We start from the raw sequence: 16,156 nt of genomic DNA on the forward strand, positions 1-16,156 counted from the left end.
GGTAAGGGGTGGGGCGGTGAGGGGAGCGTTGCGTAAGGTAACGGGTTCCGCTGTTGGCGGTGGTGGCGGGGCCGGGTGCGGCTTACTCTGATCGTGTGGCCGATTTTCCGCAGCCCACGCGCACCAGGCCGCGCGCCCGCCGCGGCGCCCCGCTGGGTGTCGTGATCGCGGGCGCCCTGCTGGTGTCCTGCGCGGTCCTGCCGTGGGCAGGGGTGGAGGCGCGCAGCGAGCTCATCGGCGGTGCGATCGCCGACGACGTCCGCGGCGTCGACGCGGTGGCCGGGGTCTACACCCTGGTGGCCGGGCTGGCGGCGCTGGCGTGCGGGTTCGCCGGGGTGCTCGGGCGCCCGCGGCTGGCCGCGCTGGCCACCGTTCCCGGAGTGGCGGCGGTGCTCCTGCTGGTGTCCTTCATGACCGGCGACCGTGGCCTGCGCGATCGGGTCTCGGTCGACCTCGGCGACCTGCTGTCGATCGAGCCGGTGATCAGGTTCGGCTGGTTCGCGGCGCTGGCGTCGGCCGTCGCGGTGATCCTGCTGGCCGTCGTGGCCCTGGTGCGCCGCGGCTGACGGCCCCGGTGATCGTGCGCGACACCTTCCGCGCCGCGGTCGTCGCGCACGATCCGACGAGCGGGTCTCCTCTTACGCGTCGAGCGCCAGGTCACGGTAGATGCCGAGGTGGAAGTGGGCGTCCACGGCGCCGGGCAGCACCACGCGCCCCCGGGCGTCGACCACCTCGGACGTCGGGATGTCGTCGGCCAGCGCGGCCACCTTCCCCTCGGAGACCGCCAGGTCGGCGCGGATCTCGCCGTGGTAGGGAAGGACAACGGTGCCGCCCTTGACGAGCAGGTCGTATCGAGGCATAGGGGACGGCCGGCCGCGGGGCGCCGGCCGTCACCTCCTTTCGGGTGCGGTCCAGCCCATCTGGGCGGACAGTCGTGCGGTTGATTCGAGCAGCACCTCGGCGCAGTAGGCCACTTCCTCGCGGAAGCGCTCGGCCGGGCCGCTGACGCTGACGACGGCCAGCGGCCTGCCGTGGTGGTCGAGGACGGGGGCGGCGACGGAGGCCGCGCCCGACATGCGCTCGGAGAAGGACTGGGCGTAACCCGCCGCGCGGATCGCCGCCAGCTCCCTGCGGAGCTTGGCCTTGTCCACGATCGTGTTGCCGGTCAGCGGCTCGAGCGGGCCGCGCGACAGGTAGTCCTCGATCTCCTCGTCCGTCAGGAACGCGAGGAACGCCTTCGACGAGCCGCCGGCGTGCAGCGGGTAGGCGACGCCCAGGCTGACGCTCATGATGACCTCACGGGCCGGGGTCACCTGGTCGACATAGATGCGGTGGCGCCCGGTGCGTACGGACAGCGTGGCGGTCTCGTCGGTGCGCCGCGACAGCGCGACGAGCTCCGGCTCGGCGATGCGGCGCACGTCGATCCGATCGAGGTAGGCCAGGCCCAGGCGCATCGCGCCGACTCCCAGCGAGTAGCGCCGGGTCGCCGGGTCGAGCTCGATGAGCCCGCGTACGCGCAGCGAGGCGAGGATGCGGTGCACGGCGGCCTTGGACATGCCGAGCGCCTCGGCGATCTCGGTCACCCCGAGCGTGTTCGAGGGGGTCTCGGCGAAGTGCATCAGCACGTCGGCGGCGCGCTCCACCGTGGCGATGGCCTGCCCGGTGCTCTCGCGCGCGGGCGCCTCGCCGCTCGCGGCACCTGAGCTCTTCGTCGGCATCGTTCCTCCTGCAAAACGGTCGGGATCGGCTCACCTATCTTTGACGCCGAAACGAGACGCGCGCAGGAAGATCAGCAACAAGTCGGGTGTCGAGGAACTCCCACCAGTCGTCCTGGCTGACGCGGCGCGACTCCCATGCCTCGTCGGCCTTGAGGGTGGCCAGGTCCTGGCGTGCCCGCGGACCAGTTTCATCCGGTAGACCAGTTAGATCATCGCGGGACGCTCCAGGTATGCTCTCGCAGCAGGGATGTTCCGCTCACAGTAACGCTGTTTCAATATGTTGTGAAGTCCTGTCCGGACGCACCCAGCCACCTGAGGAGGCCGCATCATGGAGGCAGAGCAGATCGTCCTGCGGGACAAGGGAGTCATGTGATGACAGGGACGACGCTCTGGCAGCAGCTCGGCGGCGCCGAGATCGTGGACCTCGCCCAGCCCATGCGGACGGGCATGCCCCAGTCGCCGAACCATCCGAAGTTCCGGATGGTCATCGAACGCCGCCACGGCGACATGGTCCGCGAGGACGGCGGATCGGCCGCCAACGAGCTGATCGTGACCGGCGGGCACGTGGGCACCCACGTCGACGCGCTCGGCCACGTCTCCCACGACGGGCACGCGTACGGCGGGGTCGAGGTCGCGGGCATCCAGTCGCACAAGGGGCTGTCCCGGCTGGGCATCGAGACCTTCCCCCCGTACGTGGGGCGCGGCGTGCTGCTCGACGTGACCGCCGTGCACGGCGTGGACGTGCTGCCGCCCGGATACGAGGTGACGCGCGACGACCTGGAGGCGGCGCTGAAAAGGACGGGCGTGGCCATCCGGCCCGGCGACGCGGTGCTGATCGGCACCGGCTGGTCGCTCGAATGGGACCGTCCGTCGCGGTTCACCGGCGAGGAGGGCGGCGCGCCGGGGCCCGGCGCCGACGCGGCCCGCTGGCTGGTCGAGCAGGGCGTTTCGGTGGCCGGAGGCGAGACGATCGCGTTCGAGCACATCGCGGCCGGTCGCGGCCACGCCACGCTGCCGGTGCACCGCATCCTCCTGGTGGAAGCCGGGGTGAACATCGTGGAGACCATGCGGCTGACCCGGCTGCGCGAGCTGGGCGCGGCCGAGTTCCTGCTGGTGATCAACCCGCTGCACGTGGTCGGCGCCACCGGCGCCCCCGTACGGCCGCTGGCGGTGATCGCGTCATGACCGGTCAGGCCGGGACGACCATCGTCTCCGCTCTCGCCGAGTTCGCCGCGGACGCCCGCACCGGGCTGCCCGCGCCCGTCATGGACGACGTCACGGGCCGGGTGCTCGACATGTTCGGCAACGGCCTGGCCGCCCTGGAGCTGACCGGCCACGACGAGCCGCACGAGGCGGTGCGGCGGCTGGCCGGCCGGTGGGGCGGAGCCGGCGAGTCGTCCGTGCTCGGCCATCCGCTCGCACTGCCCGCGCCGTCGGCCGCCCTGGTCAACGGCACGCTCGCGCACGCGCTCGACTTCGACGACACCCACCTGCCCTCGGTGCTGCACCCGTCCGCCTCCGTCGTCCCCGCCGCGCTGGCGGTCGCGGAGTCCGCCGGCGTGCCCGGGGCGGCGCTGTGCCAGGCCATCGCCGTGGGCAACGAGATCACCAACCGGCTCGGCATGGCCTCCTACCTGCCCGAGCTGCGCAACTCGCTGTTCTTCGAGAAGGGCTGGCACGCCACGTCCATCTGCGGGACCGTCGGCGCCGCCGCCGCGTCGGCCCTGCTCATGGACCTCGACGCCGGCGGCGTCGCGGCGGCCATGGGCATCGCCGCGAGCATGGGTGCCGGGGTCATCGAGGCCAACCGCACCGGCGGCACCGTCAAGCGCGTCCACTGCGGCTGGGCGGCCCACGCGGGCGTCGTCGCCGCCATGATGGCCGCGGAGGGGGTGACCGGGCCGCCGACGGTCTTCGAGGGGCGTTTCGGCTTCTTCCAGGCGTTCCTGGACGGGCGCTACGACGCGGCAGCGATCACCGACGGGCTCGGCGATCGGTGGGAACTGCTGCGTACGGTCTACAAGCCGTACCCGTCCAACCATTTCACCCATCCCGGCATCGACGCCGCGCTCGCGCTGCGGGCGCAGGGGCTGCGGGCCGAGGACGTGGTGGAGGCCGAGCTGGGGGTGGCGGCCGCGCCGCTGCGCACGATCGGCGAGCCGTACGAGGAGAAGGTGCGGCCCCGGACTCCGTACCATGCCAAGTTCTCGGGGCCGTACACCGTGGCCAGCGCGCTGGCCGGCGGGGGCGGGCTCGGGCTGCACCTCGACGACTTCACCGAGGCCGCCTTCCGCGACGAGCAGCGGCTCGCCCTGGCCGCCCGGGTGCGGGTGGTGGCCGACGAGGTGTGCACGGAGGAGTTCCCGCTGGCGTTCTCGGCCGTGCTGCGCGTCCGTACCAAGGACGGGCGGCGGCTGGAGCATCGCGTGCACAGCTCGCGGGGCGGGCCCGAACATCCGCTGAGCATGGACGAGCTGGAGGAGAAGTACCGGCTGAACGCCTCGCGCGTGCTCCCGCCGGAGGCCGTCGCGGCGCTCGCCCGGCAGGTCCGCGGGCTGGCGGCCCGCGACGACGTCACCGGCCTGCTCGAGCCGGCCCTCGCCGCCGCCCGCCCGCCGTCACCCCCGCCGAACTGACCGGCGGGACGGGCGGTGGGGTCACGGGCCGGGCCACCAGCGGGCGAGGGCCGGGCCATGGAGGTCGGGCGGGCCGGTGCCGGGCGCCCTGACGGATGGGCCGGCGGGTCGTGCGGGCTCAGTCGTAGAAGCCGAGGCGGCGCAGCTGTTTCGGGTCGCGCTGCCAGTCCTTGGCCACGCTGATGCGCAGGTCGAGGAAGACGCGGGTGCCAAGCAGCCCCTCGATCTGCTTGCGGGCCTTCGTGCCGACCTCGCGCAGCCGCTCCCCCTTGTGCCCGATGACGATCGCCTTCTGGGACGGCCGCTCCACGAACAGGTGCGCGTAGATGTCGAGCAGGTCGTCGCGGCCGTCCCTGGGCATCATCTCGTCGACGACGACGGCGATCGAATGGGGCAGTTCGTCACGCACGCCCTCCAGCGCCGCCTCCCTGATGAGCTCTCCGACGAGGATCTGCTCGGGCTCGTCGGTGAGCCGGCCGTCCTCATAGAGCGGCGGCGACTCGGGCATGTGCCCGATCAGCACGCCGGCCAGCACGTCGAGCTGCTCACCCGCCTGCGCCGACACGGGCACGATGTCGGCGAACTCCCCCACCTGCGACACCGCCAGCAACTGCTCGGCGATCTGCTCCTTGCTCGCCAGGTCGCACTTGGTCACGACCGCGATGACCGGGGTCTTCTTCACCGCCGCCAGTTTGTCGGCGATGAACCGGTCGCCCTTGCCGATCGGCTCGTTGGCCGGCACGCAGAAGCCGATCGCGTCGACCTCGGTCAGCGTGGACAACACCAGGCTGTCGAGCCGCTCGCCGAGCAGCGTGCGCGGGCGGTGCAGCCCCGGCGTGTCGACGATGACGAGCTGGGCGTCGGGGCGGTGCACGATGCCCCTGATGACGCGCCTGGTGGTCTGCGGCTTGGACGAGGTGATGGCCACCTTGCTGCCGACGAGGGCGTTCATCAGGGTGGACTTGCCGACGTTCGGCCTTCCCACGAAGCAGGCGAATCCGGCGCGATGGATGTCTGGCGAAGTCACAGTGTGCATTCTGGCCTATCGGCGGACGTGTTCACGCCACCAGGCGAACGCCTGCGGCGCCACGAGCGGGGTCCACGGGGTCGTCTTCAGCGTGGCGAGCTCCTGTTCGGTCACCCAGCGGTAGTCGTTGATCTCCACGCCGTCGGGTTCTGGCCGCCCGGCGACGACGGCGCAGGCGTACGCCGCGATGACGTAGCCGACCTGGTGGCCGTTGGGGTAGACGGTGCGGAACTCGGGGCCGCCGTACACGCCGATCAGGCCCCGCGCCTCGACCTCGAGGCCGAGTTCCTCGCGCAGCTCCCTGACCACGGCGTCCGCCGGCCGCTCGTCGGGGTCGATGCCGCCGCCCGGCGCCGCCCAGAGCTTCCCGTCGCCGTGCAGGGCCACCAGGAGCCTGCCCGCGTCGTCGAACACGAAGCCCGCGGCCGACGGCAGCATCAGCAGATCGGTGCCGACCTTCTCCCGCAGTCGCGCCAGAAAGGGCGACATCGGCATGTCAGCCTCGCACCGTGCCGTCGGGGCCGGCCACGAGCAGCGCCTTGACGCCCAGCTCCGCGGCCACCGCCTCGTCGGCGGCGCTCGGCCCGCCCTCGCTCACCAGCGCGGCCGCCTCCAGCGACCGGGCCCCGCTGGAGATCGCCATGGCCACGGCCACCTGCACCGCCGACAACGTCAGCGCCTCAAGCGCCACGTTCGTCGCCGCGTACGTGCGGCCGGTCTCGTCACGCACGGCGGCCCCTTCGGCGCTGCCGTTACGGGCCCTGGCGGACCTGGCCAGCGTGATGATCTTGCTGTCTTCCGGGTCGAGAGTCACGGCAACAGGCTAACGACTCCTCCGAGCGGCAGGCACGGCGGCGTCAGCGATCCTCCGCCATGGTGATGGCCGCGTCGACCATCGCCCGCGTACGGCCGGCGTCCACGTACTCCATGCCGGTGTGCACCACCGACACGAGCGTGTCGCCGGCCCGCGACAACACCACGTCCATCGCGTACGGGTAACCGTTCAGCCGGCCGCTCAGCCGCGCGCCCACGACCTCGTCCCCCACGTCCTCGATGGGCAGTTCGTGCGAGCGCAGGTCCGTGCCGGAAGGGGACCTGACGCGCCGGCACGACTCCAGCGCGTCGGCCAGGTCGTCGAGGTGGTCGGCGGCCCCGCCGCCGGTGTACCTGGCCAGCGCGACCCCGGCCTGCTCTCCCAGGTTGTCGCCGGTGTAACTGACGGCCGCCTGGGCGGTCAGCGCCTGCCGCGGGGCTCGCCCCTCGGCGGGGCGGAGCATCGTACGGCAGTGCTTGCCCGCCTTGTCGAACGGGATCCGCCACGCCTCCCCCGGCCTGGGCGTGAACCCGTCGGGCAGCCGGGGCTCCTCGCTGAGCACCTCGCGCAGCTCGGCCATGGCCCCCGGATCAAGGCGGCTGCCCGCCGTCCCGCCGCCGCATCCGGCCACCACGCAGGCCAGCAGCCCGCAGCCGATGATCCATGGTTCGCGCCTCATGATTCCCCCTGGTCGCAGCGTCCCCAGGCGACGAAAGCGGCAATCCACCAAAGCTCCCACCAACACGCAAAAAGGGTGTTCTCATCCGGTTTTCTGGACGAGAACACCCTTGCGCCGACCGGCGTCCCGACCCCCTAGCAGGCCGTGACGCCGTCGCCCCCCGGAGCGCCAGTATGCCGCGAACCCCATCCGGCTCCTGGCGCTCCCTGACACCCACCGCACTGGATGTCCTGGTGAGAAGAATGCCGTGCCAGGCTTGCAGACCACTTGTAGAACGCTTGCGGCAACCATCCGCAGATGTCCCGCTCGCGGATCATTCCTGCTCAGCGGCAGCAGGAACGGCTTCGTCCTCGGAAGGCGCCACCCGGCGCACCACCACCGTGCTGATGCGGTTGCGGCGGCCCGCGAGGCTCTCGGCGGTCAGCGAGAGGCCCGCCACCTCAGCATGCGAGCCGGCGATCGGCACCCGCCCGAGCGCGTGGGCCAGCAAGCCGCCCACGGTCTCCACATCGTCGACCTCGATCTCCGTATCGAACAGCTCGCCTAGCTCGTCCACCGGCATGCGCGCGGTCACCCGCATGCCGCCGTCAGGCATCGGCTCGACACGCGGCGTCTCCTGGTCATATTCGTCGGTGATCTCGCCGACGATCTCCTCCAGGACGTCCTCGATCGTGACCAGGCCCGCCGTGCCGCCGTACTCGTCGATGACGATGGCGATGTGGATCTGCCTGGCCTGCATCTCCCGCATGAGCTGGTCGATGGGCTTGCTCTCGGGCACGTACGCCGCCGGACGCATGATCGACTCGACGGTGTCGCCGCCGTTCCCGCCCGACTCGTGAATCTTGCGGGCGATGTCCTTCAGATAGGCGATGCCGACGACGTCGTCCTCGTTCTCCCCCACCACCGGGATGCGGGAGAAACCGCTGCGCAGCGCCAGCGACAGCGCCTGACTGATCGTCTTGCCGCGCTCGATGTAGACCATGTCGGTGCGTGGCACCATGACCTCACGCACCAGCGTGTCGCCCAGCTCGAACACCGAATGGATCATCTCGCGCTCGTCGGGCTCGATCACCCTGCGCTCCTCGGCCAGATCGACCAGGTCACGCAGCTCCGCCTCCGAGGTGAACGGGCCGTCACGGAACCCCTTGCCAGGGGTCAGCGCGTTGCCGAGCAGGATGAGCAACTTGGGCAGCGGGCCGAAGATGCGGGTCAGGCCGTACACGATCGGAGCGCTGGCCAGCGCGACCGGCTCCGCGTGCTGGCGGCCCAGCGTACGCGGCATCACCCCGACCACCACATAGCTGATCACGATCATCACGACGGCGGCCCAGACGTAGGCCCAGCCCTGGTCGTGCATGAGGTCGATGAACAGCAGGGTGGCGATGACCGTCGCGACCAGCTCGCAGCTCAGCCTGAGCAGAAGCAGCAGATTGAGGTAGCGCGGCGGGTCGGTGACGATGGCCTGCAACCGCGCCGCCCCCCGCCGGCTCTCACGCGCGTATTCCTCGGCGCGCACCCTGGAGATGCGCGTCAGTGCCGTTTCCGCACTGGCGATCAGGCCACCGATGATCACGAGCGCGATGACCAGCAACAACCAGGCGTTCACCGCGAGTTGCGCACCTCCTGCCACGACTCGAGGAGCCGGGCCTGCAAGCCGAACATCTCCTTGTGCTCCTCGGGCTCGGCGTGGTCGTAACCGAGCAGATGGAGGATGCCGTGGGTGCACAGCAGCTCCAGCTCGTCGGCCGCGCCATGGCCCGCCTCCGCCGCCTGCCTGGCGGCGACGTGCGGGCACAGCACGACGTCGCCCAGAAGCGCCGGATCGGCGGCGCCGTCGGACTCACCGCGCGCGCCGCCGGGACGCAGCTCGTCCATCGGGAAGGCCAGCACGTCGGTCGGGCCCGGCTCACCCATCCACTTCTCGTGCAACTGCGTCATGGCGTCTTCGTCGACCATCACGATGGACAGCTCGGCGAGCGGATTGATGTCCATCTCGCTGAGCACGTGGGCGGCCAGGGCCGCAAGCGACTCCTCGTCGACCCCGACGCCGGACTCGTTGTTCAGCTCAATGCTCACGGTCGCTCACCCGCCGCTTTCCCCGCTGCTGAACGGGCTTGAGCTCCTGGGCCGCCCGGGTCGCGTCGTAGCGCCCGTAGGCGTCGACGATGTCGCTGACCAGCTTGTGGCGTACGACGTCGGAGCTGCTCAGCCGGGAGAAGTGGATGTCGGGGATGCCGTCGAGGATCTCCTGGACCACCCTCAGCCCGCTCACCGTGCCCGCGGGCAGGTCGACCTGCGTCACGTCGCCCGTCACCACGATCTTGGAGTTGAACCCCAGCCGGGTGAGGAACATCTTCATCTGCTCGGCCGAGGAGTTCTGGGCCTCGTCGAGGATGATGAACGCGTCGTTGAGGGTGTTGTGCGTCAGCAGGAAGTCCTCGGTGACATAGAGCGAATCTTCTGCAGCCACCTGGATGCACACGCATTCCGCCGTGCCGCGCGGCTCGATGCGGTCGACGTAGCGCATGGGGCGACCGCCACCATGCGCCTTGTAGATGTCCGCCTTCCGTGACAACCGGAAGGGCTCGATGCCCTGCGGAAGCCGGATGTCCAGAACGTAAGCATCATGGCGATGACGGACCGGCTTCCCCTTCACTAGCCCCGGCTTCAGCTCACTCGACAAACGGGCGCGCCAGTACGCCACACCACCCAATGACTGCACCAGGAAGACCACATGGTCACGCAGTCGAGGTGAGACAGTCGTGTACTGGATTCTGGCGCTGCGCTCATGCTGCACGACCGGGCCACCGTCCGAATCGAGCAGTCCTTGCAGCACCGCGAGCCTGACCTCCGCTGTGTTGTAGAGGTAGACATCGGGCACGAACTTCGTCGGCGATTTACAACCCATCAGTCCCAGCTCGCGGACGGCTGACTTGATGGGATGCGTGACCCTACCGCTATCCCCGGGTTGCAGCACACGGTTGAGAACATAGTTCGGCCCACCTCGCCGTCTCACCTTCACCCCGGGCAATGCGCTCCTCAGCGCATCGACCAGCTCCTGATCATTCGTGGCGAAGGCTGGTGTGCCTATCCCTGTGATGCTTCCGTCGCCCAAGAGCAGGCCCAGCGCGTAGGGGTTCAAGGGAACCGGCTGCTCGGGGAAGCGAACTGGTGCGCTCAGCAGCGGCAACTCCCACTTGCGGTAGTGCGCCGTTCGCAGGTCGCCGATCAGCTCCTTGGTCTGCAGCACCCGCCATGGCTTCCCGCGATTGCCGTCATCACGAGTGCGGACCGTCCAAAGGTGGTCATCGGAGGCGAGCACCGAGGCACCGTCCTGGCTGAAGATCCTATAGATCTTCTTCTCGCCTTGCGGGTACACCCCGATCACGGGCGTCGGTTCGCCATTCGACCCGATGACCAGGTCACCGACCTCCAACTCACCGATGGAGCGGAACCCTTCCGGAGTGAGCACGCCCGTGCCGAGCGGCATGCAACGGCCACGCATGTACGCGAGGGGTGCGACCTCGATCGTGCCCGCGGCCATCAGCTTGGGGATCGAGTCGGGGTCGACCATGTCGTGCAGCGCGTCGTAGAGCGGCCGCAGGTAGGGGTCGATCTTCTCGTAGAGGGTGCCGGGCAGGAAGCCGAGCCGTTCGCCCGCCTCGACCGCGGGCCGGGTCAGGATGATCCGGTTGACCCGCTTCTCCTGCAGCGCCCGCACGGCCTTGGCCATCGCGAGGTAGGTCTTGCCCGTGCCCGCGGGGCCGATGCCGAAGACGACGGTGTGCTTGTCGATCGCGTCGACGTAGCGCTTCTGGTTGACCGTCTTCGGCCTGATCGTGCGGCCACGGGAGGAGAGGATGTCGAGGGAGAGCACCTCGGCGGGGCGGTCGGAGGTCATGCGGAGCATGGCGATGCTGCGCTCGACCGCGTCGGGCGTGAGCTCGCCGCCGCTGCGCAGCACCTCGACGAGCTCCTCGAAGAGGCGCACCACGGTGCCGCTCTCGTCGGGCGAGCCCGTGACGGTGATCTCGTTGCCGCGTACGTGGATGTCGGCCTTGAAGGCACCCTCGATGACGCGGAGCAGCTCGTCACGGGAGCCGAGGAGGCTGACCATCGGGTATTCGTCCGGAATCAGCACCTTGGCTTGTGTGCGCGAGGGAGGTGCCGTGCGTCGGGATTCGTGTAGTTCGGACATGGGCAGGCCAGCGGCCTGATGCCTCCCGGTCTCTTTCGGTGTCTTCTGAGCCCATCGTATCCGGGACGACGCCGATTGCTCGCGTCAATATCGCCGGGTTGGGCCTCAGAGGTCCCGGCTATCCCGGTGGCCACGTCAGCGCGCGCCCGCCCAGCACGTGGGCGTGCACATGGAAGACGGTCTGCCCGGCGCCGGCCCCGGTGTTGAACACCACCCGGTAGCCCTCCTCGGACACCCTTTCCATGACGGCCACGGCGTGGGCCGCCTTGAGCACCTCGTCGGTCAGCCCGTCGTCGGCGTCGGCCAGCGCCGCCGCGTCGGAGTAGTGCCCCTTCGGGATGACCAGCACGTGGGTGGGGGCCTGCGGGTTGGTGTCGCGGAACGCCAGTGTCCTGCCGGTCTCGTAGACGATCTCGGCCGGCACTTCCTTGGCCACGATTTTGCAGAAGAGGCAGTCGTTCACACCGGTACCCTATCGACAGCATGCCGTCAGGGAGTCCGTTGCGAATCGGTAATCAGCTGTGTCGTGCGCAGAAAGATCCACGCGGTTAGGGTGAGTGTGCGACACTTCAGCAAAAAAGAACACGATTCAGGGTCGGGCGAGCGCCACCTGGCGAGGAACACGACTGGGTAATGCACCCTAAGGAACCGGGGAAACCTCAAGAACCGGAAGAGCGTAAACCCTCTGGGAAGGCCGCGCGTCCCACTGATGTGACCACCGAAACCCTTCTGGCCGACAGGTCGATGGGGGCGGTGCAGGTCGGGTGGGATGCCGACATGGCCGTTACCGCGCTCTACAGCGCGCACTTCCGGTCGTTGGTGCGTCTGGCCGTGTTGCTGGTACGCGACATGGCAACCGCTGAGGAAGTCGTGCAGGATGCGTTCGTCGCCATCCATGGTGCATGGCGTAGGCTGCGTGACCCCGACAAAGCACTCGCCTACCTGCGTCAATCCGTCGTCAACCGGTCCCGTTCCGTGCTGCGTCACCGAGCGGTCGTCGAGAAGTACGCTCCCAAGGGCCTGCCTGACGCCCCGAGCGCCGAGAACGGCGCGATCGGCGAGCTGGAACGCTCCGCCGTCATCGAGGCGTTACGAGCCCTGCCGACCCGACAGAGAGAGGCACTGGTCCTACGCTATTACGGTGATCTGTCCGAAGCTGAGATCGCCCACGCCATGGGCATCAGCAAGGGGGCGGTCAAGAGCCACACCGCTCGTGGCATGGCCGCGTTGCGATCCGTTCTGGAGAAGATGTCATGACCCAGCCCCCCGACGAGTACGGCGACGCGCTGCGTCGTGCGCTCCGTGCGGAGGCGGACGCGGTCGTGCCCTCGCCGGAAGGACTGGAGATCATCCGTGCCCGCATCGAGCGGCGCGGCGTTCGAAACCTGTTCTGGTGGCGTGCGGGGGCGGCCGCCGCCAGTGCCCTTCTCGTGGCGGGGACGATCGTGATGATGGTTCCCGGGCTGCGCTCCCAGATCACCGAGGAGAGCCCCGTCCAGCCCGCCGGTGTCGAGTCCTCCGAGGTTCCGTCCAACTCCTCGACCACCCGCTCGCACGAGCCTCCACCGCCGAAGAAACCCGTCCCCTCGCGCTCCGAGGTCATCTTCGTCCCGCCTGAGTCGAAGACCCCGACGCCGCGCACCTCGAAGAAGGCCGACTCCACCAGGGCGCCGTCGCCGTCGTCCAGTCCCACGCCCACCACGTGCCCGTCGACGACCGCCGAACCCCCCGAACCCGCCGAGACGGCGGCCGGCTGCCCCACGCGCACCCCCCACGCCTCTCCCACGCCGGAGGAGACGTCCATGGAGCCCACGGCGTGCCCGCTGGAGGAGTGCCCGCCCGGCGACGTCGTCGAGGAGACTCCCGCCGGCGTCGACAGCCCTCTCGTGGACGCCTCGCAACCGGCCCCCTGACGGGCCTCAGAGCCTCACCAGCGCCCCGTACGCGCCATCAGCACGGCCGCCGCCGCCACGCCCGCCGTGGACGTACGCAGGACCGTCGGCCCCAGCAGCACCGGCACGGCCTTCGCCGCCCGGAACCTGTCGAGTTCGTCAGCGGAGACGCCGCCCTCCGGGCCCACGACCACCACGATGTCGCCCTCCGCCGGCAGGTGCACGCCCGACAGCGGCTCGGCCGCCTCCTCGTGCAGCACCAGCCCCAGCGCCGCCTCCGACAGCAGCCGTTCGACGTGCGAGGTGGAGGCGAGGTCGGCGACCTCGGGCAGATGGAACCTGCGGGCCTGCTTGCCCGCCTCACGAGCCGTGGACCGCCAGCGACCCAGCGCCTTGGCGACCTTGTCGCCCTTCCACTGCGTGATGCTCCGCGCGGCCGACCACGGCACGATCACGTCGACGCCCGCCTCGGTCATCATCTCGACGGCCAGTTCGCCCCTGTCTCCCTTCGGCAGCCCCTGGACGACGACCAGCCGCCTGCGTGGCGGCTCGACGGTGTGGCGGGCGATCACGGCGAGCCTCAGCGCGTCCTTCAGCACCTCGCGCACGACGCACTCGGCGACGGAGCCGGCGCCGTCGGTCAGGTCGACCCGCTCGCCGGCCCGCAGGCGCCTGACGGAAGCCGCGTGGCGCCCCTCGGGGCCGTCGAGCGTCAGCTCCGTGCCGTCCAGCTCCCGCGACAGGAACACGGGGACGGTCACGTCACCTGCCGTTGAAGGCGTCGCGCAGGCGGGAGAAGAAGCTCTGCTGCCCGGGGGCGAACTTGCCGGGAGGCCGTTCCTCGCCGCGCTGCTTGGACAGCTCGCGCAGCAGTTCCTCCTGCGCCGCGTCCAGTTTGGTCGGGGTCTCGACGTTGACGTGGATCAGCAGGTCGCCCCTGCCCGACTCGTTGAGCCGCTGCACGCCGCGACCGTACATCGTGATGACCTGGCCCGACTGGGTGCCGGGGCGGACGTCGACCTCCTCGGCGCCGTCGAGCGTCTCCACCGTCAGCACCGTGCCCAGCGCGGCGGCCGTCATGGGGATCTGCACGGTGCAGTGGAGGTCGTCGCCGCGCCGCTCGAAGATGTCGTGGGGGCGTTCGACGATCTCGAGGAACAGGTCTCCGGGCGGGCCGCCGCCGGGGCCGACCTCGCCCTCGCCGGCGAGCTGGATGTGGGTGCCGTCCTCGACGCCCGCGGGGATGCGGACCTTGATCGTACGCCGGGTGCGCACCCGGCCGTCGCCCGAGCACTCCTGGCAGGGGTTGCGGATGATGCTGCCGAACCCGCCGCACTGCGGGCACGGCCGCGAGGTCATGACCTGCCCCAGGAACGAGCGGGTCACCTGGGAGATCTCGCCGCGCCCGTTGCACATGTCGCACGTGTCGGGGTGCGTGCCGGCCGCCGCGCCGGCGCCCTGGCAGACCTCGCAGATCACGGCCGTGTCGACGACCAGCTCGCGGGTGGTGCCGAACGCGCTCTCACGCAGGTCGAGATCGACCCTGATGGTCGCGTTGCGGCCCCTGCGGGCGCGCGATCGGGGGCCCCTGGCGCCGGCCGCGGTGCCGAAGAAGGCGTCCATGATGTCGCTGAAGGGGAAGCCCGCCCCGAAGCCACCGGCTCCGCCGCCCGCGCCCGCTCCGGCGCCGCCGAACGGGTCGCCGCCCATGTCGTACATCTGGCGCTTGCTCGGGTCGGACAGGACCTCGTAGGCCTGCGTGATCTCCTTGAACCGCTCCTGAGTCTCAGGATCGGGGTTCATGTCGGGATGCAGCTCGCGGGCGAGCCGGCGGTAGGCCTTCTTGATCTCGTCCTGACTGGCGTCAGGGCGCACCCCGAGGGTGGCGTAGTAGTCGCTGTTTGCCACTTATCGACCTCTTATGATGCAGCCAGGATCTGGCTGACGTAGCGTGCCACCGCGCGCACGGCGCCCATCGTCACTGGATAATCCATCCTCGTCGGTCCCAGCACCCCGAGCCGGGCCAGTTGGTTGTCGCCAGAACCGTATCCGGTCGCGACGACGGATGTGCCCCGCAGGTAGGGGTTTTCCGAGCCGATGCGCACGGTGAGCGCGGCGGGGGTGTCGGAGGTGGTCTCGCCGAGCAGCCGCATGAGCACCACCTGCTCTTCCAGTGCCTCCAGCACGTCGCGGAGGCCGGTGGAGAAGTCGGCGCCTGCGAGGTTGGCCGCCCCGGCGAACACGATCTTCTCGTCGTGCCGCTCCACGAGGGTCTCGAGCAGCACCGACAGGATCGTCGCCACGGCCGGCCGGTCTTCGACGGGCAACCGCTCCGGCAGGTCGGCCACCAGGTCGGGCACGCTGCTCAGGCCGCAGCCGTCGAGGCAGGAGTTGAGCACGGCGCGCAGATTCGCGATGCGCGCCTCCTCGACCACCTCGGGCAGCTCGACCACGCGCTGCTCGACGCGGCCGGTGTTGGTGATCAGCACGAGCATGACCCGCCGGTCGTTCAGCGGGACGAGCTCGACGTGCCGCACCGTCGAACGGGTCAGCGTCGGGTATTGCACCACCGCCACCTGCCTGGTCAGCTGCGCCAGCAGGCGAACCGTGCGGGTCACCACGTCGTCGAGGTCGACCGCGCCGGCCAGAAACGTCTCTATCGCCCGGCGCTCGGCGCCCGACAGCGGCTTGACCTGCGAGAGCCGGTCGACGAACAGGCGGTAGCCCTTGTCCGTCGGCACCCGGCCCGCGCTGGTGTGCGGCTGAGTGATGTATCCCTCCTCCTCCAGCGCGGCCATGTCGTTCCTGACCGTGGCCGGGGAGACCTTCAGATTGTGGCGGTCGGCCAGCGCCTTGGAGCCCACCGGTTCGTTGGTTGACACGTAGTCTTCGACAATGGCGCGGAGCACCGCCAGCTTCCGTTCGTCAAGCACGCGCTCACCTCCTGCCCTCTTGTCATGGGGAAAACACAGGCTCTAGCACTCTGTGTTCCCGAGTGCCAAGTGTACGGCTCTCGCCCACAAGGTGCGATAACACCGTGTCGCATCCCGCTTCTAGCTTCCAGGAAGGGACAGGCCTCACACTTGCGCACATGAGCGACGATTCCCAGCCCCCGTCGTCAACCCCGCCGTCAAGGCAGGATCCCGACCGAAGCCAGCCCGAGCCTCCGCAGGACGGCCCGCCACCCGAGCC

The 16,156-nt window shown here is 70.0% G+C and carries 17 protein-coding genes and 3 pseudogenes; 5 read left to right on the forward strand and 15 right to left on the reverse strand.

Going from position 1 to position 16,156, the window contains the following annotated elements; all coding sequences use genetic code 11:
* Positions 1-95: 95 nt before the first annotated feature.
* Entirely contained in the window at positions 96-566 is a 471-nt protein-coding gene (locus E1295_RS41525; RefSeq protein WP_132639755.1) for a hypothetical protein, read from the forward strand.
* Positions 567-638: 72 nt separating this feature from the next.
* Here the strand turns inward: E1295_RS41525 and E1295_RS41530 are convergent, their stop codons facing one another.
* Both E1295_RS41530 and E1295_RS41535 read right to left on the reverse strand, forming a co-directional pair.
* Positions 639-860, reverse strand: coding sequence for a hypothetical protein (locus E1295_RS41530; RefSeq protein ID WP_220449149.1), 222 nt, complete (start codon positions 858-860; stop codon positions 639-641).
* Positions 861-890: 30 nt separating this feature from the next.
* Positions 891-1,718: an IclR family transcriptional regulator gene (locus tag E1295_RS41535; RefSeq protein ID WP_132639757.1), complete on the reverse strand. Its 828-nt coding sequence runs from the start codon at positions 1,716-1,718 to the stop codon at positions 891-893.
* A 372-nt stretch (positions 1,719-2,090) separates the two neighbouring features.
* On the opposite strand from E1295_RS41535, the gene E1295_RS41540 reads away from it, so the two are divergent.
* Positions 2,091-2,903: a cyclase family protein gene (locus E1295_RS41540; protein ID WP_132639759.1), complete on the forward strand. Its 813-nt coding sequence runs from the start codon at positions 2,091-2,093 to the stop codon at positions 2,901-2,903.
* Entirely contained in the window at positions 2,900-4,354 is a 1,455-nt protein-coding gene (locus tag E1295_RS41545) for an MmgE/PrpD family protein (protein ID WP_132639761.1), read from the forward strand. The genes E1295_RS41540 and E1295_RS41545 overlap by 4 nt, the downstream gene beginning before the upstream one ends.
* A gap of 118 nt (positions 4,355-4,472) precedes the next feature.
* Here E1295_RS41545 and era read toward each other — a convergent pair whose 3' ends face one another.
* The 10 genes and pseudogenes from era to E1295_RS41585 form a co-directional block, all read right to left on the reverse strand.
* The gene (gene era, locus E1295_RS41550) at positions 4,473-5,381 is read right to left on the reverse strand and encodes a GTPase Era (protein WP_246081005.1); all 909 of its coding nucleotides are present in this window, start codon (positions 5,379-5,381) and stop codon (positions 4,473-4,475) included.
* A 15-nt stretch (positions 5,382-5,396) separates the two neighbouring features.
* A complete protein-coding gene (locus E1295_RS41555) occupies positions 5,397-5,870 on the reverse strand; it encodes an NUDIX domain-containing protein (protein WP_166427671.1) in 474 nt (157 codons plus the stop codon).
* A 7-nt stretch (positions 5,871-5,877) separates the two neighbouring features.
* Positions 5,878-6,195, reverse strand: coding sequence for a cytidine/deoxycytidylate deaminase family protein (locus E1295_RS41560; RefSeq protein WP_132639767.1), 318 nt, complete (start codon positions 6,193-6,195; stop codon positions 5,878-5,880).
* A 43-nt stretch (positions 6,196-6,238) separates the two neighbouring features.
* The gene (locus tag E1295_RS41565) at positions 6,239-6,874 is read right to left on the reverse strand and encodes a hypothetical protein (RefSeq protein ID WP_132639769.1); all 636 of its coding nucleotides are present in this window, start codon (positions 6,872-6,874) and stop codon (positions 6,239-6,241) included.
* A 313-nt stretch (positions 6,875-7,187) separates the two neighbouring features.
* Positions 7,188-8,480 (reverse strand): hemolysin family protein, encoded by a 1,293-nt coding sequence (locus tag E1295_RS41570; protein WP_132639771.1) that lies wholly within the window; start codon positions 8,478-8,480, stop codon positions 7,188-7,190.
* On the reverse strand, positions 8,477-8,950 hold the full coding sequence (ybeY, locus tag E1295_RS41575) for an rRNA maturation RNase YbeY (protein WP_132639773.1): 474 nt from the start codon (positions 8,948-8,950) through the stop codon (positions 8,477-8,479). The genes E1295_RS41570 and ybeY overlap by 4 nt, the downstream gene beginning before the upstream one ends.
* Positions 8,940-9,290: pseudogene (locus E1295_RS51520) on the reverse strand (PhoH family protein); the annotation flags it as partial. The pseudogene E1295_RS51520 and the gene ybeY, both read right to left, overlap by 11 nt.
* Positions 9,291-9,569: 279 nt before the next feature.
* Positions 9,570-10,379: pseudogene (locus E1295_RS52295) on the reverse strand (LAGLIDADG family homing endonuclease); the annotation flags it as partial.
* Positions 10,362-10,991 (reverse strand): annotated as a pseudogene (locus tag E1295_RS51530) (PhoH family protein); the annotation flags it as partial. The pseudogenes E1295_RS51530 and E1295_RS52295, both read right to left, overlap by 18 nt.
* A gap of 199 nt (positions 10,992-11,190) precedes the next feature.
* Positions 11,191-11,535, reverse strand: coding sequence for a histidine triad nucleotide-binding protein (locus E1295_RS41585; RefSeq protein ID WP_132639775.1), 345 nt, complete (start codon positions 11,533-11,535; stop codon positions 11,191-11,193).
* 281 nt (positions 11,536-11,816) lie between these two features.
* Here E1295_RS41585 and E1295_RS41590 point away from each other — a divergent pair, with 281 nt between their 5' ends.
* A complete protein-coding gene (locus tag E1295_RS41590; protein WP_132339174.1) occupies positions 11,817-12,329 on the forward strand; it encodes a SigE family RNA polymerase sigma factor in 513 nt (170 codons plus the stop codon).
* Positions 12,326-12,985, forward strand: coding sequence for a hypothetical protein (locus E1295_RS41595; RefSeq protein WP_132639777.1), 660 nt, complete (start codon positions 12,326-12,328; stop codon positions 12,983-12,985). Before E1295_RS41590 ends, E1295_RS41595 begins: the two co-directional genes overlap by 4 nt.
* Positions 12,986-12,999: 14 nt before the next feature.
* Here E1295_RS41595 and E1295_RS41600 read toward each other — a convergent pair whose 3' ends face one another.
* The 3 genes from E1295_RS41600 to hrcA are packed head-to-tail and all read right to left on the reverse strand — an operon-like array spanning position 13,000 to position 15,897.
* A complete protein-coding gene (locus E1295_RS41600) occupies positions 13,000-13,725 on the reverse strand; it encodes a 16S rRNA (uracil(1498)-N(3))-methyltransferase (RefSeq protein WP_132639779.1) in 726 nt (241 codons plus the stop codon).
* A 1-nt stretch (position 13,726) separates the two neighbouring features.
* Positions 13,727-14,872 carry a molecular chaperone DnaJ gene (dnaJ, locus tag E1295_RS41605; RefSeq protein ID WP_132639781.1) on the reverse strand — a complete coding sequence of 382 codons (1,146 nt, stop codon included), beginning with the start codon at positions 14,870-14,872 and terminating at the stop codon, positions 13,727-13,729.
* A gap of 11 nt (positions 14,873-14,883) precedes the next feature.
* Positions 14,884-15,897, reverse strand: coding sequence for a heat-inducible transcriptional repressor HrcA (gene hrcA, locus E1295_RS41610; protein WP_132639783.1), 1,014 nt, complete (start codon positions 15,895-15,897; stop codon positions 14,884-14,886).
* Positions 15,898-16,156: the final 259 nt, after the last annotated feature.

The sequence above is a fragment of the Nonomuraea mesophila genome (assembly GCF_004352805.1).
Taxonomy (GTDB): domain Bacteria; phylum Actinomycetota; class Actinomycetes; order Streptosporangiales; family Streptosporangiaceae; genus Nonomuraea; species Nonomuraea longispora.